This is a genomic window from Arthrobacter hankyongi, from assembly GCF_022012395.1.
GTDB lineage: Bacteria > Actinomycetota > Actinomycetes > Actinomycetales > Micrococcaceae > Crystallibacter > Crystallibacter hankyongi.
In genome coordinates, this window is sequence record NZ_JAKLTQ010000004.1 from 35,098 (window position 1) to 54,505 (window position 19,408).

Consider the following 19,408-nt stretch of genomic DNA (forward strand, 5'->3'; position numbering starts at 1 on the left):
CATCCGCCGCCGCAATCCATCCCGTGGACAAAGGCCCACGGGCTCCACTAGCTAAAGGAGCTCCACGATGGCTAAGGCTGAACTTCGTAAGCCCAAACCAAAGTCCAACCCCTTGAAGGCCGCTGACGTCACCGTCATCGACTACAAGGACGTAGCACTGCTGCGCAAATTCATCTCCGACCGCGGAAAGATCCGTGCCCGCCGCGTCACCGGTGTGACCGTGCAGGAGCAGCGCAAGATCGCCCAGGCAATCAAGAACGCCCGCGAAGTTGCCCTGCTGCCCTACTCCGGCGCTGGCCGCGGCTAAGCAAAGCGCAGAGGAGAGAGAGTAAAAAATGGCAAAGATCATTTTGACCCACGAAGTGACCGGTCTGGGCACCGCCGGCGACGTCGTCGAGGTGAAGAACGGTTACGCCCGTAACTACCTTCTGCCCCGCGGCTTCGCCCTGACCTGGACCAAGGGTGGCGAGAAGCAGGTTGAGTCCATCAAGGCTGCCCGCGCCGCCCGCGCCGTCGCTTCGCTCGAAGAGGCGCAGCAGCTGGCCGCTTCCCTGTCCGCCAAGCCGGTCACCCTGGCCGTCAAGGCCGGCCAGTCCGGACGCCTGTTCGGCACGGTGAAGCAGGCCGACGTGGCTGCTGCAGTTGAGGCTGCGGGTCTGGGCTCGATCGACAAGCGCAAGGTCGAACTGGCCGAGCACATCAAGTCGACCGGCAGCTACCAGGCCAGCGTCCGTCTGCACGACGACGTTTCGGCAGTGATCAACCTCAAGGTTGTCGCCGCCAAGTAGGCCCGGTCGGTTCCGACCAGTCGGAGGGGTTCCCGCCTGTGGGCGGGGGCCCCTTCGGCGTTTAACCAGCCGGACCCCGGTGGCCCGCATAGACTGGCCCAGTGACTTCGCATGCCTTCGCCCAAGTGGACGTCTTCACCACCGGTCCCGGTCTGGGCAACCCGCTGGCAGTGGTGGCCGCCGCCGCGGACCTGACCGACGGCCAGATGCAGCGCTTCGCCACCTGGACCAACCTCTCCGAAACCACCTTCCTGCTGCCGCCGCGGCAGGACGGGGCGGACTACCGGGTGCGGATCTTCACCCCGGGTTCCGAACTGCCCTTCGCGGGGCATCCGACCCTGGGCAGCGCACAGGTGTGGCTGGCGCACGGCGGCGTGCCGCGCACTCTCGGCGTCGTGGTCCAGGAGTGCGGTGCGGGTCTGGTGCCGGTACGGTACGACGACGACGACGACGACGGCGGGCGGCTGGCGTTCGCCGCGCCGCCGCGGCGGCGCAGCGGTCCGCTGCCGGAGGAGAATGTGGCCAGGATCTGCGCGGCCCTGGGCCTGGAGCGCTCGGCGGTGCTGCGGCACCAGTGGGCGGACAACGGACCGCAGTGGCAGGCCCTGCAGCTGGCGGACGCGCAGGCAGTGCTCGACGTCGAGCCCGACTATGCGGCGCTGGCGCCCTTCGGGGTGGGCCTGGTGGGCGCCTGCCCGCCCGGTTCCGACGCGGATTTCGAGGTCCGCGCCCTGATGGGCTTCGAGCCGGTGCCGGCCGAGGATCCCGCCACCGGAAGCCTGAACGCCGCGTTGGGACAGTGGCTGATCGGGGACGGCCACGCCCCGCCGCGCTACACGGTGCGCCAGGGCACCCGGCTGGGCCGGCACGCACTGATTGACGTCGCCGCGGACGGGCCGGACGTCTGGATCGGCGGGGAAGTGCGCACCGTGATCCGCGGCACCGTGGAGTTCTAGGCGGCCGTAGGCTGAGGATGCGGCCGCCGGTGCCCTACTACTGGTGCACCGCCGTCGTCATATGGGCGTAGCCGGCACTGATCAGGCGCTCGAGCACCTCGGTGTCCACATCGGCCAGCTTGTTGATATAGAGGCAGGCGGCGCCGGTCCGGTGCTTGCCCAGGCGCGGCAGCAGCTCCGCGGCCTCCGGGGCGACGGTCAGTCCGTAGAGGGCGAGGTTGGCCGAACGTGGGGAGAAGCCGACGGCCAGCGCATCCCCCTCGCGGCCGCTGGCATAGCGGTAGTGGTAGCTGCCGAACCCCACCATGGTCGGCCCCCACAGCACCGGCTCCTCGCCGGTCAGTCGTGCCATCATCTCCAGCAGTACGAAAGCGTCGGCCCGGCGGACCGGATGCGGCACCTGGGAAAGGAATTCTTCCACATTGCGGTCCGTGGGCTGGGTCTTGTTCTCCGCGTTGCTGGGCATGTAAGGATTCTGGCAGACGGCCCCGGGCTTGTCAGGCGGCGGCCCGGGATGTTGCCGGAACGTTGTCCCGCCGGGCTCAGTCCTCTTCCGGCCCGATCAGGGCGACGAATTCCAGGGCTTCCTGTTCGCCGGCATCCGAGTGTTCCCGCAGCAGCCGCGCGGCGGCGGCCAGGTCACCGGCCAAGGCCGTTTCGCGGATGCGGGAGTAGACGGCGTCGTTGAGCCGGGTGCTGGCGATTTCGCGGATCTCGTCGCCCTTGGACACGATGGCCCGGTACCGGTAGGCGGTGGGCCGGTGGGCGGCGGCCGCGCCGGTGGCGGCGGGCGGCGAACTGGGGGAGTGCTTGCCCGGGACGTCCGTGCTGCCGGGGTCGGCGGCAGGCTCGGCCGGCCGGGCCGGGGCCGGCGGTTCGGCCCGGTGTTCCTGGAGGTGCTCCCCGGCAGGCCCGGCCTCGTCTTTGGGCTCAGGTTTCGGAGCCGCCGTCCGGGGCCCGGTCTCCGGTTCCGGCCCGCCGGCGGGCTCCACGGTGGACTCCGCGGCGGGGGCGGCCGGCTCCGGCGCGCCGGATTCCCGGGGAACGTCGGGGAATACGTACGGCTGCGGATAGGCGGACAAGCTGGCGACGGCGGTGGCCGCCTCGCGCAGCCCGGCGCCGGTGGCCTGCCGGTAGGCCTGAATGGCCTCCAGCCCGCGTCCGCGGGCGATCAGCGAGTAGACCGCGGTGTGCTGCTGCTGGTCCAGCCGGGCGTTGGCCGCGACGGCCGCCTCCCGTGTCGGGGCCGGGCCGCGCCCGGCCGCCGTCGCCGAGGGGCGCGGCGAACGCCCCGCGCGCTTCCTGGAGAGCCCTACCGCAGTCAGGACTCCCGCGACGACGACGAGGAGAATCAGGGCAGGGACCAGGAAAGACTCCATAGGAGAATCCTACGGGCAGCAGGCGCCGGGGGCACCGCTTCGGGCCCGGGTGAATCGGCCGGATTTGTGCTGCATCACAGTTTGGGGACAACGCCTGTGGATAACCAGTGGAAAAGTGCCCCAAAGGCCGGGTTTTCCGGTGTTTCCACAGCCGTGCTGTGGAAACACTGGGGATGGAATTATTTTTAATTCACACCCTGAGGACAGTAAAACCGCAGGTCAGCACTGGTTTATGAACGGAATTAGTTTTTAATCCACAGCTGTACGCACAGGCTGTGCACAAGACACGCCGCATGATCCACAGGATGCACACAGGGCCTGTGGATAACTCGCTTGGCGGGAGGCGCGCGGGGGACTACGGTTGCCGAGTACCTCATCCAACTTGGGGCGCGGCGGACAGCCCCGCGGTCCCTTCGGAAGCATTCCGGCCGCCGCCGGGTACGGGCGGGAAAAGTGTCGGAAGCATCCGGGATCCTGAAGTCCCGGGACCCGGTTCAGGCAGGGCCGGACCCCTTGGCGGGGCGATAGACAGAAAGCAGGCAGCGGTGACTCTCGTACACGCAGACTCCGAACATGTGGGCCGGGACCCGGAGTTCGCGCGGACGCCGCCCCAGGACCTCGTCGCGGAGCAGTCAGTGCTCGGCGGCATGATGCTGTCCAAGGACGCCATCGCCGACGTGGTGGAAGTCCTGCGCGGCGTGGACTTCTACCGGCCGGCGCACGAAAGCATCTACGAAGCGATCGTGGACCTGTACGGGCGCGGCGAGCCGGCCGACGCCGTCACCGTCTCGGACCTGCTCACCAAGCGCGGCGAAATCTCCCGCATCGGCGGCCCGGCCTACCTGCACACGCTGATCCAGTCCGTGCCCACTGCCGCCAACGCCGGCTTCTACGCGGAGATCGTGCGCGAACGCGCCGTGCTCCGCCGGCTGGTGGACGCCGGCACCAAGATCGTCCAGCTCGGCTACTCGCAGGACGGCGAGGTGGACGCCATCGTCAACCAGGCCCAGGCCGAGATCTACGCCGTCGCCGAGCGCCGCACCGCCGAGGACTATGTCCCGCTCAAGGACATCATCGAAGGCACGGTGGACGAGATCGAGTCTGCCGGCCACCGCGGCGAAGGCATGACCGGCGTGCCCACCGGCTTCTACGAACTGGACGAACTGACCCAGGGCCTGCACCCGGGCCAGATGATCGTCATCGCGGCACGTCCGGCCGTGGGCAAGGCGCTGGCCCTGGATACGCCGCTGCCGACGCCGCAGGGTTGGACCACCATGGGTGAAATCCGCACCGGGGACCAGGTGCTGGCGGCCGACGGCACGCCGACCACCGTCGTTGCGGTCACCGACGTCATGGTTGACCGCCCGTGCTTCGAGGTGACGTTCGACGACGGTTCTGCCCTGGTGGCCGACGCCGAGCACCAGTGGCTGACGGAAACTAACGACGATCATCCCGCCGTCGTGACCACGGCGGATATTGCTGCCTCCATGAATGCCGGCGGGCGCGTGTTCATCCGGAACGAGGCCCCGGAACTGGCTGAGGAACTGCGGTACCGCGACGGCTGGAAGATCGTCGAGGTGCGCGCAGTGGACTCCGTTCCCGTCCGCTGCATCCAGGTGGCACACGAGTCGCACCTGTATCTGGCCGGCCGCTCCTTCATCCCGACTCACAACTCCACGTTTGCCTTGGATTTTGCCCGCTCGGCGGCAATCAAGAACAACATGACCACCGTGTTCTTCTCCTTGGAAATGGGCCGGAACGAGATCGCCATGCGCCTGCTCTCGGCTGAAGCCACCATCGGGCTGCAGGACCTGCGCAAGGGCACTATCAAGGACGAGCAGTGGGGCAAGATCGCCACCACGATGGGCAGGATGAACGACGCCCCGCTGTTCATCGACGACAGCCCGAACATGTCCCTGATGGAAATCCGGGCCAAGTGCCGCCGGCTGAAGCAGCGCCACGACCTCAAGCTGATCGTGCTGGACTACCTGCAGCTGATGTCCTCCGGCAAGCGCGTGGAATCGCGCCAGCAGGAAGTCTCCGAGTTCTCCCGTGCACTGAAGCTGCTGGCCAAGGAGCTCGAGGTGCCGGTCATCGCCCTTTCGCAGCTGAACCGTGGTTCCGAGCAGCGTACGGACAAGAAGCCGATGGTCTCGGACCTGCGCGAATCGGGCTGCCTCACGGCCGACACCCGCGTGCTCCGCTCCGATACCGGCGCCGAGACCACCATGGGCGAGCTGTTCGCCTCCGGTGCCAAGGACGTCCCGGTCTGGTCCCTCGACGAGAGCCTGCGCTACGTGGAACGCCACCTGACCCACGTCTTTTCCACAGGCGTGAAGCCGGTGTACAAGCTGACGCTCGCTTCCGGCAAAACCGTGCGGGCGACGGCGAACCATCCGTTCCTGACCTACGAGGGCTGGCGTGCCCTTGGGAACCTGTCCGTGGGCGACCGGCTCGGCGTACCGCGGCACGTGAACGGGCCATCGGGGCGGACGGACTGGGAGGACGCGCGTGTGTCGACGCTCGCCCGCATCCTGGCCATGGCCGAGCAGGAAGCTCTGGTCTCTGAGGAGAAGGCCGGCGACGGGCACATCATGGAAAGCCTCACGTTCGTGCCCGAGGACGTTTTCTCCCTGCCCAAGCGGCAAATCGCCTTGTTCCTAGGTCAGCTCTGGGCGCGTCGCGGCGACATCGGGCAGGACGGTGGCGGATCCGCCACACTCGCCTGCCGATCCTCCCAGCTGGCGGAGGGCATTGTGAGACTGCTGTTGCGCTTCGGTATCTCCGCCTCGCTGCGGCGCGAGCCGGGCTGCACCGCCGTCGTGATCGATGGGGCGGACGACCTCCGCCGCTTCCTGCAGGAGATCCAGCCGCTCGGGGGCCAGCACGAGGCAGCGGTGGAACTTTTGGACCTTGTCCGTGACGCAACTGCCGCGGACGGCTCCGTGCCCAGCTCCGACCCGTGGGGCGAGGTGGGCTCTATCCTGCGCGACGGCAGCGCGCCTGCCCTCGGCGGCGTGACCGCCGTGCTGGACCGTGAGGAGATCGACGTGCTGGCGATTAACGACCTGCTGTGGGACGGCATCGTCAGCATCGTGCCCGACGGCGAGGAAGAAGTGTTCGACGCCACCGTGTTGGGCAACCACAACTTCGTGGCCAACGGCATCGCCGTCCACAACTCGATCGAGCAGGACGCCGACATGGTCATCCTGCTGCACCGCGAGGACATTTACGACAAGGAGTCCCCGCGGGCCGGCGAGGCGGACGTGATCGTGGCCAAGCACCGTAACGGCCCGACCAAGACCATCGTGGTGGGCTTCCAAGGCCACTACTCCCGGTTTGCCAATATGGCGGTCGAGCACGGCTGACTGTCGATCCCGCTCGAACATTAACAATTCCGCTCCGAGATCAACACCCGATTAGCAATTGTCAATTTAGAAGCGGACGGACCGTAGGGCCTCAATCTACTTGTCAGCTGGGCGAACTGGCCATCACAGTTTCCGTACGACCCCGTAACCGTAGCCTTGGACCATGCGGCCGGTGGAGGGGGCAATCCTGTCCGGGGTGTGCAGGTGGCTTGAGGGTTGCTGTGGGTCGTTCGCCGTGTTGCAGTCGAAGTGTAAGATCGGACCTTCGCCCCAAGCGGTTACGGCTGCTGCCGACTAATCCTTTCGTTCCGGTGATAGCAACGATTGGCTTGCAAATTATTTGGACAGCGCCGGTACCATCAACAGGTCACTTCAGATCCGGCTTCATCACTCCACTGCCTATTGGTGACTGACCCGAGGTGGCGGCTGAACCAGTCCGCCGCAGCCTTACGGGTGTCTTCAAAATGGTCGGTGTACACCGAGTAATGTCCTCCAGGCACCATCAGAAGGCGCTTCGGGTGGTGAGCGCGCCGGTAGGCGTCCTGTTGAAGACCTGTGGGTGTGATGCTGTCTGCGTCAGCGATAATCATCAGCAGCGGTGTTGGAGCGATTCGTTCAATATAGGCCCCCGGCTCGTAGGTCCGGGCAAGCTCGAGGGAGCGGACCGTCACCTCATTGCGCCAGCTCGGGCAAGTCTTTCCCCGCGCCGACATGTAGTCATATGATTCGGCTCCAGGGTACGCCACCTTCTCCGATGGGTTGGCGCTGATCATCTTGATTGTCTGTCCGATGGCTCCTCCAAACCGGGCGTCCCTATCCTGAATGAACCACTCCTGTTGGGCTGCGAGCTCCGCCGGGGACAGCCTTTGCTGGGCCGCGCGCCAGCCGCTGATGGTTGGAACCTGAGCCACCACGCAACGGACACGCCTGTCAACGGCAGCGACGACAAGTGCGTGGCCACCGCTGTAGCTACTGCCCCACACTCCAATCCGTTCGCCATCAACTTCCGGACGTGCGCGCACGTAGCTGATGGCCGCTTTGTAATCCTCAACCTGGCGGTGTGGGTCGATGTCCTGCCGGGGTTCGCCTTCGCTGGCCCCCAAGTGCCTGAAATCGAAAGTCAGTGCGGCGAAGTCGGCTGCGACCATACCAGCGGCATAATCCTCAAGATCACCCCCTGAAACCATGCCCCACCCATGGGCCATCACTATGACTGGAAAGGGCCCATCGGTATTGCTGGGGGTGTAAAAGGTGCCTCGGACAAGGGATCCGTCAACGTTTAATTGGATCTTTTCCGTGTGGAATGCCGTCGTCACGTCAGGGCTCCTCAAGATAAATGAACGGTTGTTGTGTGGCGAAAGCACAGATGAGCTTCGAGCAGGCACCGATCGCCAGCCGTCCGGGGAGAGGGCATGCACCAGCTGGTACGGTTTCTGGATGGCGATGACCGCGGTGACGGGACCAAGGCCGGTCCTGACATTGGTCCCATCAGTTGGTCGCGACCTCAGTCCGCCTCGGTCAGGGACTCGGCCGTGTGATTGTGAAAGGGGTCTACTTCGTCGCGCCCGAGTCTGGCGTACCGGGACGGATTCGAGCGGCGGAGGCGTAGGGCGATGTAGATTCCCGCGAGCAATGCCAGCGGAAGCGGAATCAGCAACCAGGTGTACTGCCCAGGCTCTCCTCCTGCCACGAGGTGGAAGTTGACGGTTGCCATCACGACCACGAAGAGCAGGGATACGGCGGAGATGGCAGGAGCCACGTAGATCTTGAAGATGCCTTCGGAATTGGATGAGCGGCGAGTGGCAAACCAGGCAATGATCGCTACAGAGACCAATGCCATGAGGCCGAGCACACCGACCGTTCCAATGGCAACAAGCTGCGCGTACAGAATGGATTCATCGATCGGCAGGACCGCGATGATCGCGATCAGAAGCCCGGCAACCGCCGCGGCTGCGTTTGATGCGACGTGAGGAGAAGCGTGGCTATGATGCACCCGCGCGAGTGAGCGCGGCAGCGCGTGGTCGTATCCAAGATTGTACGTATACCTGGCGATAACGTTGTGGATCGACACATTCGCGGCGAAGCTGGAGGTGAGCGCCATAATGAGCGTGATCTGCACGAAGATGCCTCCGACAAAATGGCCGGCAGCATTTGCAAACATGTCGGTCGTCTCGTTTGTGGCTACGTCGACGGCATCAGACCCATAAGCGGCGATCAGCCCGTAGCAGGTCAAGGCATACAGAACTCCGACAAAGAGTACGGCGCCATAGGTGGCTCGGGGAATAGTGACATTGGGGTGGCGCACCTCTTCACGGAAGAGTGCTGTCGCTTCGAAGCCCATGAACACCATGAATGCGAAAAGCATGGTCACGCCAATATCGCCCTTGATGAACTCCGATGGAAGTAGCGGGGTGACGGAGAGGCCCTCTGCGCCCCCTTGGGCGAGGGTGAAGGCATTGAAGATCAGGATGACCAGCACCTCGAGCACCATGACCACGGAGAGCACCTTCGCCGAGAGTTCGATGTTGAAATAGCCGAGCGTGCTGACCGCAGCCCAGCTCACGACGGCGGAGATCCACCAGGGGATGGCCGGGCCGCCGACCGATTGGATCAGGCCAGCTGCCACGACCCCGATGAATGCGTAGGTGCCGACGAGGACCAGCAGGTACGAAATGATTGCCAGATAGGCGGTTCCGAGGCCGGCCGGCTTTCCCAGTCCCCGGCTCACAAATGTGTAGAAGGCTCCCGGCCTGTCGACTCGCTTGGACATTGCGACGTAGCCAGCACTGAAGATCAGCAGGATCACCGTAGCGATCACGAAGGCAACGGAAGTCCCGTTGCCGCCGAATATGATCGCGACTGGGATGTACCCGGTCACCACGGCCAGCGGGGCGGAGAACGCAAGCACTGTCAGCATGAGCGACATTACGCCCATCCGGCCCGTCAGTTGGGTCCCGTGCTTACCGCCTTCGAGGCTGGGGGCGTTCTTGGTTGTGGCCATCTTTGATTATTACCTTTCGAGAGAAAGTACCCGCCCTGTGGGAATAGGTCACCGATTCTGCACGTGGACGCCTCAACGAGCGGGCTGAGTCTGCATGTCCCGCCGGGCTGATCGTCTATGACGCTGCGGCGTGATGCTTATCGAACATTCAATAAGGGAAGCCTGTCAAGGGTTTGTCAGGCTAAAGCACATATATTTATTCCCGGCCAGAGGCGCACTCGGCGCCTGTTTCCCAACCCTGACCCAGCCCGCTGGTCCGGGAGGGAGCGGCTGTTAGGGGGCGGAACCCCTGTGGGTCGGCGAGTGTGCAGTTCACCAAACCCGCAGGAGGCCTGTCGTGCCAGCCTGTTATTCGGGGGTGAAACGCAAATAACCGGGCCGGCCAGTGGCCGGTGCTGCCGGATTCACCCTTTCTGGCAGGCTTGCAGCCGGCGCTAGGGGCGACGTCGGCAGCGATGCTGGGCACGATCCTGCACGTGGGCGGGGTCCAGGCCCGACGCCGCGGTAGACCGCCTGCGGGGAAGTTTCCGATGAGTCATGGAAAGCCCTTGACGAACTTGATTAACGAACGTTAAATGAGTCTCTTGGAACTTAAGAAGGTTCGGTGGAGGTCCAAAGCTCCGGAAGAGGCGGCAAGAGGCGGGCAGGTCGAGTTGGCGCCGACGAACAAAGCCAAATGGCACAGACGCCGGGAGGAGTGCCCCGGAGCTATGACCCCAACCAGCCCGGCAGATCAGACACATCGATTTTCCGTTGTTACAGGCAGGCGAGAATAGTGAACGAACCCGAAGAAGCGACTCTCAGGTCGCCTCTGCAACTCGAACTGAGCACCGTCGACGACCCTCGGGTAATCAAGCGACAGCTTCAAGAGGAGTACACCAACCACGCAGTGCCGACCACTGCACGCCTCGGCAAATGGGGCATCTTCAGCGGTTGGTCCTCCATCGCCAGTGCCATGGCCTTTGTATACTACGGCGCGTTGTCGGCCAGCCTCGTCGGCGTGCAGCAGGCCCTGATCGGAATTGTCCTGACCGTCATCGTGTACTCGGTCCTGGGCACAAAGAGCGCCCGGGAGGCCATCCGTTGGGGGCTCAACTCCACACTGCTGTCCCGTGAACTGTTCGGTTTCAGGGGAGCCGCCCTGGCGCCCCTGCTGGTGGCATCGGCCGGCGTCTACTACGCAGTGTTTGAAAGCAGCGTGCTGGCCGTCGCACTGCAGTCCTATTTCCAGGTCTGGGATATCCGGGTCTGGTACGCGATAGTCATCGCCGGCATGCTGCCGCTGATGCTCGGAGGCATGCAGACTTGGTTGAACAAACTCAACGGCATCTCGCTGCCCGTCTATTTCTTCGGCCTGCTAGCCGCAGTTGTCGCGGCGGGCATGCGGTTTGGATGGGCCGGGGACTGGTCTGCCTTCGGACCGGCCGCGTCGGCCACCGTCATCCCGGGGTGGCTCACCGTGTTCGTCCTCTATATGGGCGTCTGGATCCTGTTCCCGGACACGCAGGATGCCGCCCGCTTTGGCCGGGGAACGGATTCGAAGTTCCATGAACGGGTCAGCTTTGGATGGGTTTTCTACCTCATCGCGTACCTATTCAACGGACTTGTCGGCATCTTCATCGTCGCACTGGCCGCTCCGCAGGACAGCGTCACCGAGTCCGGCGTCGTCCACGGCGTCATCGGTGCGCTGGGCGTCGTCGGCCTCATCGTCATTATCGTCAGCCAGGTCCGCATCAACTCGGCAAACTTCTACTTTGCCAGTGTCAATATGGAACGGTTTGCCGCCCACTTCAGCCGGCGCAACCTCTCCCGCCGCACCTGGGTCATCGTGCTTCTGGTGGTTGTCTTTGTCCTGATGTTCACGGATGTCTTCAGCTACATCGCCATCGCCCTCGCCTGGCAGGCCGTACTGGTTGTGTCCTGGGTAGGAATAATGATCGTCCACTGGCTGCTGGACAGACACAAGGAGCCGGAATTCCGCCCCGCCCGGCTCCGTGCCGTTGCCCCCGGATTCGGCGTTTGGGTCGCCTCCTCGGCTGTGGGCATCACCCTGCTCCAGCTTCCGGCCCAGCTGCCCGTGCTCTCCGCCCTGGCGCCGCTGGTTTCCCTCGCCGCCTCATCGCTGCTCTATTGGGCAGTCCGGGCAGCAGGCCTGAGCGCCGGGAAGCCGGTCGGAGCTGACCCGGTCCGCGCCCAAGTCCAGGACGTCTGGGGGACCCGGATCAAGTGTTCAGGATGCACTTTGAACTACGTTGCCTTCGAAATGGACACGGCGCGCTCAGGCGATCATCCTTTGTGCCTGGACTGCCAGTCCCGGGACCGATCCTGAACCTAAGATGGCCCTGTCAAAAGGAGTCCGCCGAGCAGCCCGGGCCTACCGAAGCTGCCCGGCGGACTTCGCATTGGCTGACAGGGAAACGGCCGTCCAGCGTTCGTTTCCGCGTCCGCCCGTGCGGGCCGGCACCTGAAGCAGCCAACCCGGATCAGGCTCGGTGAGAGGGCGCGGCGATCGGCTGTTAGGTTGAGTGCCGTAATGTCCGGAGGAAACTGCTACACACCTGCTCGCGCGGCGGAAACGGGCCGGAGATCATCCGTGCACACTGTTGGGTCCGCTTACCCGGATGCCGATGCCGCGAGTGCGCCCGATACCGTTCCGGAAAATCTGCCGCCTGCGGCTTCCTCGTCTGCTCCCACCGACCGGAGCGCGAGGTTGACCATCTGCCGGGTGACCTGGCCGACTGTCATGCGTCCGTCCGGCTTGAACCAAACATGCACGTATTCGCACATCGTAACAATCGCATAGGCGGCGACCCCTTCGTCCGAGTATTCGAACTTCCCGGACGCCCTTCCCGCGGCCAGCGTAGACCTTAGGTCCCGCATGTATTCTCGCTGAATTCCGATGAGCTTGGTCTGATGCTCGTCGCTGAGATCCGTCAAGAGGGCCTTCATTCCCACCGTAGCCGCATAGGCGGACGCAACCTCCGCCTGTTCGAGCTGCCAGGTCACGTGAGCTGCCACTGTCTGAGCCAAACGGGACACCGGTTCCGTTGCATCCACCGAATCCCTGACATAGGTAACGAAGCTGACCAGCACCTGTTCGAGGGCGGCAGAGAACAGTTCCTCCTTTGAGTTGAAGTGCCAATAGAGGGCCGGTGTAGTGATGCCAATGTCCGCGGCAATAGAACCCAGGGGCGTGCCCGCATAGCCGTTCCGGAGGAACCTGTTCGAGGCGGCCTCCAAAATCCGTTCGCGGCTTACGCTCGGTGGCTTAGGTGCTTTCGGCATACTCGTCTCCCAATGGCAGCAGTCGAAATAGCGGTCAGCGGAACGGTCAGTTCCCACCTGGTGCTCAACAACGACAAGGCGGCCACGCCTGCGGCAGAATCTCTTTGACGAGGTATCTTCCCGACGATCCGCCATCCTTGCCGGCTGTGCTTCGGTTGCCGTCCCCGACTGGACAGACACCAACCTCGGTCAGAGCCGGATGTTTTGCGTCCAAACCAAGTGTACTGACCTCTTGACGCTTCTCCTTAATGAATGTTAAATCAATAGTGCAAGGGGTCGTTCCCCACGGAAGGGCAGTTACAAGCCGGGCCCTCTTTCAGCCAAGTTCACTTCAATCCACAATGACGAGGAGAGTCATGACGAATATCGACTGGGACCGCGTATCCAAGGGTGTTGCGCGCGAGAACAAGAAGATGATCTGGCGGCCGTACGGCATTCCCACGGTCATGGATCTGGAACACTCCTGCTTCCACGACGCGCCGATTTCGAAGCCGTGGACCGAAATCCCGGAGCAGATGATCGTCTCGGTGGCAATCACCGGGGCGTTCTTCCGCAAGGATCAGAACCCCCATCAGCCCATCACCACCGAGGAGATCCTCGCCTCGGCGCGGGAGGCCGCCGCCGCCGGCGCCAGCGCGATCCACATCCACGTCCGGGACGAGGACGGCTACAACGTCCTGTCCCCGGAGCGGTTCGAGGCCGTGATCCAGCCCCTGCATGAGGAATTCCCCGACGTGCCCGTGGACGCCTGCCTGGTCCCGGCCCTGGACGGGGAATGGGAGAAGATGAGCGATGTCCTCGACTCGGGCCTGCTCGACGCGGCGCCGATCAACAGCACCGCGACCTATATAGGAGATTCCCTGTTCGTCAAGCCCACGCCGATCCTGCTGGAGAAGACCCGCAAGATCCTCGAGGCCGGGTCCGTGCCCGAAATCGCCGTCTACACCGACGCCGACGTCTCCAACGCCGACCGCTACCTGTTCAAGTCCGGCCTGTTCAAGTCCGGAGCGATCTGGCTGGTGCTGCCGGCCCTGCCCGGCTGCAGCCCGATGGAAAACCCGCGTCAGATGGTTGCCGGCCTGACCCGGACCGTCGAGGCCATCCGCGACGTCGACCCGGAAGCGGTCATCATGGTCTGTGCCGCCGGGCGCGCCTCGACGCACTTGGCCACCCTCGCCGCGGTCATGGGCCTGCACATCCGCGTCGGCATGGAAGACACCTACTACAAGTGGCCGCACCGCGAGGACAAGCTGACCAGCAACCTCGAGGCGTTCCAGCTCGCTCAGCAGTTGGCCGAAGTCGTCGGCCGCCGCGTCGCCACCCCCGCTGAAACTCGGGCCATCATGGGCCTGAAGTCCCGGACCGAGGCCGCGGCTAGCCGCTGAGCCTGGCCTAAACCTGAAGCCCTGCGGCCCGGTCAGTCCAACACAAGCAAGGCGGACCAACCGGGCAGCAGGGCTTCAACCATTCTTGGTGACGCCTGCCCCTCCTCGGACGGCGACCAGGCAGCGGAGGCCGGGTTCCCTTGGGATCCGCCAGGACGTGCCTTCGCAAGCGCAGAGGAACGGATGGCTGCGGCGACCGAGGACACGATCGCGCCAGGGGTGTCGACGTGGCTAACCTCCCGCCCCCGTCAGCCTTCTGCGCCCACGTCCGCTGGATGACCGTGGCCCCACCCCTGCGGTGCGAGGGGCCCCCGGAGGCAGGGCCGGTTCCCGGACAGAACAACTAATCACGATGGGAAAGGCAGCCCCATGCGAGATCATGCAGAGTGGAAAAACCTGGTCGGCCTGCAGGTTCAGATTCAAAAAGACGGCCGCACCATTCGTACCGGACTGGTGGATGCCGTGACCGAGGATGCGGGGGCGCTCTGGCTTGCAGCCTACGGGGTCGATGTACGTGCCCTGTACGACAAGGCGGAGGGCTATACGGTTGTGACGGTATCCGACGAGGCGCGCGTCAACTCGTAAACGCCGCCGCTGGAACGTTCGTCGAGGCCCAGGCCTGAACGACACAGTTCCCTTGGATTCACCGGACGGCCAGATGGCCGGAATAGGCCCTCCTGACCGGCTGCCGTGCACCGTCCGCCGCTTTGGAGTGCGCAGCCGTCCGGCACTTGCGGCGGCCACACTGCCGCCGCCGGAGGCTGTCCCCCTGCCATTGATCGCGGGCGCGGGACTTTCGCGGCCCTGCGGCCCAAACCGCGTTTGCTCTTATCGGCACCGTGTCCGATGCCCCGCCAGGGCTGGCCGAGGGTACGCGCCGAGCATGTCATCGGGCTCGCCCGGCATGGGGCCGCGGGAGTGATCCAGTTCATGAAAAGGCCTTGACCCTCTTCCTTGATTAACGTTAAATAAGGATAAGAGCACGAAGCGCAGTATGAGGAGAAACCAATGCCAAAGATCACGTACCACCACGCCGGCGGGGCCACCGACACGGTCGAGGTCCCTGAGGGCACCTCGATCATGCGCGCCGCGCTCAGCAACAGCGTCAGCGGCATCATCGGCGAATGCGGGGGCCAGACGATGTGTGCCACATGCCACGTGTACGTACGTGGTGATGTCGATCTGCCCGAGATCTCCGAGGAAGAAGACGAGATGCTCGACTGCACGGCCGACGATCGGCTCAATAATTCGCGGCTGGGTTGTCGGGTCGTTGCGGGTCGCGACTTTGGCGAGATCGAGGTCGACCTCCCTCAGAGCCAGAACTGATCGGAGCGTGACATGAGCACTGTCATCATCGGTGCCGGACACGCCGGCGTGCAGGCGGCGGAGTCGCTGCGCACTGAGGGCTATGCGGATCGGATCGTCCTGCTGGACAAAGCCGAGCACCTGCCCTATCAGCGTCCGCCGCTGTCGAAGGACTACATCAAGGCCGGCGGTGATCCCGCGCCCCTGCCGCTGCGCGGTGCCGCCTTTTACGGCGAGCACGACATCGATCTGCGCACGGGGGTGGAGGTCGTGCGCATCGACAGCCAAGCTCAGCTGGTGTTCGTTAAGGGTGGGGAGCCCATCCCGTACAACGAGCTCATCATCGCAGCAGGCGCCGAAGCTCGCCGAGCCCACTGCGCGGGCAACGGTCTGGAGGGCATCAACTACCTGCGCACCGTCGAGGATGCAGAGACCCTGCGTGCCCAGCTCGATCGAGGATACGGCCGCGTCGTGGTGGTCGGCGCCGGGTTCATCGGCCTGGAATTCGCGGCGGTCGCAGCGCAGCGCGGGCTCGACGTTACCGTCATCGATTTCGCCCAGCGCCCTATGCAGCGCGTGCTGTCGCCGTCAATGTCGGATTACTTCACGCAGGTGCACACCGACTTGGGAGTGAAGCTGCACTTCGACGAGGGCCTTGACCATTTTGTCGGCGAGCAAGGCCGGGTCACCGCCGTGGCCGGCACCTCGGGCGTGACCTATCCGTGCGACTTCGCAGTCGTGGGTCTGGGCGTGGTCACCGACGAAGACCTCGCCGCCGCGGGGAGGATCGAATGCGATCGGGGCATTCTCGTGGATGAGTACCTGAGCACGAACGTGCCGCACGTGTACGCCATAGGCGACCTCGCGGTATTCCCGTCGCACCATTTCGGCGGCAATCTGCGGCTCGAATCGGTGCAGAACGCGACCGACATGGCCAAGACCGTCGCAAAGACGATCGCGGGCAATCCCTCACGCTACGACATCGCGCCCTGGTTCTGGTCGAATCAGGGCCCGGTGAAGCTGCAGATCGCGGGGCTGGCGGATCCGGCCGACGTCGTGATCGAACGCGGAAACCGCTCGACGGGAAAGTTCAGCCAGTTCCTCTTCCGCGACGGGCAACTCGTCGCCGTCGAGTCGGTCAACGCACCGGCAGACCACGTCGCAGCCCGCAAGCTTCTCGAACACGACGCCGGCATCACGATGGAGCAGGCCCGGGACCATGATTTCGACCTCAAGGCATACGCGCGAAACCTTTCTTCTTCCGCAATGACTCCTTCGTGATTGCAAAACTGGTCCCGCGTCTAGAGAGCTCTGGCCTTGGGGATTCCATGGGCTGACGGCGGGCCCTGGCCGCCGTCAGCCGGCAGGCTTTGGCCTCGAAGGGGCCCGTGGGCGCGCGCTGCCGGCTGCCCCCGGGCCGACTGATGGCGCCGCCGGAGGTGTCTGGATCCCAGACCACTTGTGCACAAGCACGTCATCCCTCACCAAGCGATCCATGGAGTAAATTGACAACGCAGATGGCGGCGAGCCGCCCTCCGTCCCACGCAGGCCTCTTCACCCCTGTTCAGCTTGGCGCGTCAGCTTGGCGCGCTCCGCGTCCCCAACCGGTTCGCGATGGCGCCCATGACCCGCGAATTCTCCCCGGCGGGCATCGTCACGGATGAGGTGATCTCCTACTACGCCCGCCGGGCCGCAGCGGGCGTCGGACTCCTGATCACCGAGGGCGTGTACGTGTCGGAGGATTCCGGGGAGAGCACGCGGGTACCTCGCCTGTTTGGTGAGCCGCAGCTTGCCGCATGGAAGCGCCTCGTCGACGCCGTGCACGCCGAGGGAGGACTAATTGCACCTCAGCTGTGGCATCTGGGCGCCGAGCGCATGGATCACCCCAGCTACAACCCGGCGCTGCCCACCCTGAGCCCGTCGGGCGTGTCGGCGTCGGGTGCCGCGTACGGCCGTGCCGCAACCATCGCCGAGCTTGAGCGCATCCGGGACGACTTTGCGCGGGCGGCCCTGGCCGCGAAGGACATCGGTTTCGACGCCCTCGAGCTTCACGGAGCCCACGGCTATCTCCTCGATCAGTTCCAATGGGAGGGCACGAACCACCGTGATGATGTCTACGGCGGCTCGCTCGAGTCGCGCACCCGCTTCCCCGCGGAGGTCGCCGCGGCTGTGCGCGCCGCGGTCGGCTCCGACATCCCCGTCATTTATCGCTTCTCCCAATGGAAAGAGGGCGATTACACGGCCCGCATCGCCAAGACACCCGCCGAGCTCGAAACCATCCTCACCACCCTCGCGGAGGCCGGGGTTTCGGTCTTCCACGCCTCGACGCGCCGCCACTGGGAGCCCGCGTTCCCGGAAGTCGAGGGGCAGGACGGAAGACTCGGTCTTGCCGGGTGGACCAAGAAGATCACGGGGTTGCCATCGATCGCCGTGGGTTCGGTCGGCCTCAATCAGGTGTTCCACGTCGCGTGGCAGGAAGGCGGGCGTGCCGAGACGACCGGGCTCGAGCCGCTCCTCGAACAGTTCGGCCGCAGCGAGTTCGACCTCATAGCAGTGGGCCGCGTGCTCCTGAGCGACCCCGGATGGGTCCGCAAAGTCCGAAACTGCCGCTTCGATGAGATCCGCCCCTTCCAGGCCGAGGATCTCGAAAGGCTCAGCTGAACGTCCTCCGCGCTCCCGCTGGTTGGTGCAGGGCTTTGGCAAGCTGGACCGCTCGCCAAAGCCCTGCACCTTGGTTCTGGTCGAACCAGGGCCCTGTGAAGCTGCAGATCGCGGGGCTTGCCGACGCGGCCGAGGCCGTGTTCGAAGGCGGACGCCCCGCCGGGCCCATCTCCCGGCGTGTCAGCCACCGGTCATATCTTCCCTGCGGGGACCATAGGCGGGTGGCGCGTCTGCCTGACAGCAGCATGGCCCAACGGCTGGACGGTGCGTCCAGAACAGATAACCGGAGATATGTGAACCGCGACACAGGCGATTCTCTCCCCGCATCGGACGGCGGACGGGAGCATGCGCCAGGCCGGAGAGGCCCCGGGTTCCGCCCGCTGTTGACAGCGGGCCTCCGCGCAAGGCTTGCTCAAGTGCGCCTCAGAGCCTGAGGCATCGCGGGGATGGACCCGGCGTGTGGGAGGGCGGCGTAGGGCAACGGCAGCCCTTGAATCGGGGGTCATCGGTCGAGGGCACAGCAAGGCTGCGCCGCGAAACAGGGCCCTTCCGAGGCGAAGGCCCGCATGTCCGTCATCATCGGAGGTGCCGGCAGGAGACTTGAAACGCCGAGGCGATTGGCGTGAACCGGTAATGCTTTGCCGCCGCGGCCGGTCAGCTTACTGCCTCTGAGGGGATTCCGTAGGGCATGTTTTCGCTGAGTTCGACGGGGAGTTGGCCCGGACCTGGCTTGGTGGCTGGGATGCCGAGGCCGCCTTCTGGCCTGCCAGGTGCCCGAGTCCTTCGGCGGCGGGGTTGGGAAGTTGGCCGAAGTCATCAATGCTGGATGATCGGATGCTTCGCCGGGTCATGCCCTGACGTCTTTCTAAGAGGAGGGTCAAGAAGTTCCAGCCCTGCCTGCTCGATGCGCGGGGCAGGGTGTGTACGGCTGGATCAGGTTTCGTGCCGGATGATGCGGTATTCGCTGGTGGAGAGCATTTTGCGTTTCCCGGTGCTCGGTTCCCGGAGCGGCACGATGTAGAGCTGCGGCCTGGTCTCCTCCGCTCGCCATTGGTGAGTATGTCCACTCCGCGGATGTCGATGCGGTCGCCGTGTTGGAGGCGGGTGCATTCGGCGGCTCCGTTCTTCATGGTGCAGTTGCCTTTTTCGCGGTTATCGGTTCCGGCAAGGCGCAGGGGTGCAGGCTGTGGCGGGATGGATCTGCCGGAGGTACCGTTAGCCCGGAAGCCAAGGCGGTCGAGGGAAGCCCCGGGCAGCCCGTGCGGATAGGGCGCCGAGAC

At 64.8% G+C, this 19,408-nt stretch carries 16 protein-coding genes; 11 read left to right on the top strand and 5 right to left on the bottom strand.

The features are described from left to right. The first annotated feature begins 67 nt into the window (after window positions 1-67). The 3 genes from rpsR (at window position 68) to LVY72_RS07845 (ending at window position 1,744) form a co-directional block, all read left to right on the top strand. Window positions 68-307, top strand: coding sequence for a 30S ribosomal protein S18 (gene rpsR, locus LVY72_RS07835; RefSeq protein WP_005273147.1), 240 nt, complete (start codon window positions 68-70; stop codon window positions 305-307). Window positions 308-335: 28 nt separating this feature from the next. Continuing rightward, window positions 336-788, top strand: a complete 453-nt coding sequence (rplI, locus tag LVY72_RS07840; protein WP_237819435.1) for a 50S ribosomal protein L9 — start codon at window positions 336-338, stop codon at window positions 786-788. Between the two features lie 101 nt (window positions 789-889). After that, window positions 890-1,744: a PhzF family phenazine biosynthesis protein gene (locus tag LVY72_RS07845; RefSeq protein ID WP_237819437.1), complete on the top strand. Its 855-nt coding sequence runs from the start codon at window positions 890-892 to the stop codon at window positions 1,742-1,744. 37 nt (window positions 1,745-1,781) lie between these two features. On the opposite strand, the gene LVY72_RS07850 is transcribed toward LVY72_RS07845, so the two are convergent. Both LVY72_RS07850 and LVY72_RS07855 read right to left on the bottom strand, forming a co-directional pair. Further along, window positions 1,782-2,210 (bottom strand): DUF1801 domain-containing protein, encoded by a 429-nt coding sequence (locus LVY72_RS07850; protein WP_237819439.1) that lies wholly within the window; start codon window positions 2,208-2,210, stop codon window positions 1,782-1,784. A 76-nt stretch (window positions 2,211-2,286) separates the two neighbouring features. After that, window positions 2,287-3,123 carry a hypothetical protein gene (locus LVY72_RS07855; RefSeq protein WP_237819441.1) on the bottom strand — a complete coding sequence of 279 codons (837 nt, stop codon included), beginning with the start codon at window positions 3,121-3,123 and terminating at the stop codon, window positions 2,287-2,289. A gap of 545 nt (window positions 3,124-3,668) precedes the next feature. Here LVY72_RS07855 and dnaB point away from each other — a divergent pair. Continuing rightward, window positions 3,669-6,491 carry a replicative DNA helicase gene (dnaB, locus tag LVY72_RS07860; RefSeq protein WP_237819443.1) on the top strand — a complete coding sequence of 941 codons (2,823 nt, stop codon included), beginning with the start codon at window positions 3,669-3,671 and terminating at the stop codon, window positions 6,489-6,491. 359 nt (window positions 6,492-6,850) lie between these two features. Here dnaB and LVY72_RS07865 read toward each other — a convergent pair whose 3' ends face one another. Next, a complete protein-coding gene (locus LVY72_RS07865; RefSeq protein WP_237819445.1) occupies window positions 6,851-7,807 on the bottom strand; it encodes an alpha/beta hydrolase in 957 nt (318 codons plus the stop codon). Between the two features lie 188 nt (window positions 7,808-7,995). Further along, the gene (locus LVY72_RS07870) at window positions 7,996-9,492 is read right to left on the bottom strand and encodes an APC family permease (protein WP_237819447.1); all 1,497 of its coding nucleotides are present in this window, start codon (window positions 9,490-9,492) and stop codon (window positions 7,996-7,998) included. A gap of 775 nt (window positions 9,493-10,267) precedes the next feature. Here LVY72_RS07870 and LVY72_RS07875 point away from each other — a divergent pair. Beyond that, window positions 10,268-11,821, top strand: a complete 1,554-nt coding sequence (locus LVY72_RS07875) for a purine-cytosine permease family protein (protein WP_237819449.1) — start codon at window positions 10,268-10,270, stop codon at window positions 11,819-11,821. A gap of 284 nt (window positions 11,822-12,105) precedes the next feature. Here the strand turns inward: LVY72_RS07875 and LVY72_RS07880 are convergent, their stop codons facing one another. Further along, window positions 12,106-12,777: a TetR-type transcription factor C-terminal domain-containing protein gene (locus tag LVY72_RS07880; RefSeq protein ID WP_269092313.1), complete on the bottom strand. Its 672-nt coding sequence runs from the start codon at window positions 12,775-12,777 to the stop codon at window positions 12,106-12,108. A 356-nt stretch (window positions 12,778-13,133) separates the two neighbouring features. Between LVY72_RS07880 and LVY72_RS07890 the strand changes: the two genes are divergently transcribed. From LVY72_RS07890 to LVY72_RS24880, 6 genes are all read left to right on the top strand, one after another. Further along, complete coding sequence (locus LVY72_RS07890) at window positions 13,134-14,162, top strand: 3-keto-5-aminohexanoate cleavage protein (RefSeq protein ID WP_237819451.1); 1,029 nt, start codon at window positions 13,134-13,136, stop codon at window positions 14,160-14,162. 369 nt (window positions 14,163-14,531) lie between these two features. Continuing rightward, the gene (locus LVY72_RS07895; RefSeq protein WP_237819453.1) at window positions 14,532-14,747 is read left to right on the top strand and encodes a hypothetical protein; all 216 of its coding nucleotides are present in this window, start codon (window positions 14,532-14,534) and stop codon (window positions 14,745-14,747) included. A gap of 423 nt (window positions 14,748-15,170) precedes the next feature. Continuing rightward, entirely contained in the window at window positions 15,171-15,488 is a 318-nt protein-coding gene (locus LVY72_RS07900; RefSeq protein ID WP_237819455.1) for a 2Fe-2S iron-sulfur cluster-binding protein, read from the top strand. Window positions 15,489-15,500: 12 nt separating this feature from the next. Further along, a complete protein-coding gene (locus LVY72_RS07905) occupies window positions 15,501-16,748 on the top strand; it encodes an NAD(P)/FAD-dependent oxidoreductase (protein ID WP_237819457.1) in 1,248 nt (415 codons plus the stop codon). A 288-nt stretch (window positions 16,749-17,036) separates the two neighbouring features. Further along, window positions 17,037-18,128, top strand: coding sequence for an NADH:flavin oxidoreductase (locus LVY72_RS07910; RefSeq protein ID WP_269092314.1), 1,092 nt, complete (start codon window positions 17,037-17,039; stop codon window positions 18,126-18,128). A 35-nt stretch (window positions 18,129-18,163) separates the two neighbouring features. Further along, window positions 18,164-18,562, top strand: coding sequence for an oxidoreductase C-terminal domain-containing protein (locus LVY72_RS24880; RefSeq protein ID WP_372463684.1), 399 nt, complete (start codon window positions 18,164-18,166; stop codon window positions 18,560-18,562). Window positions 18,563-19,408: the final 846 nt, after the last annotated feature.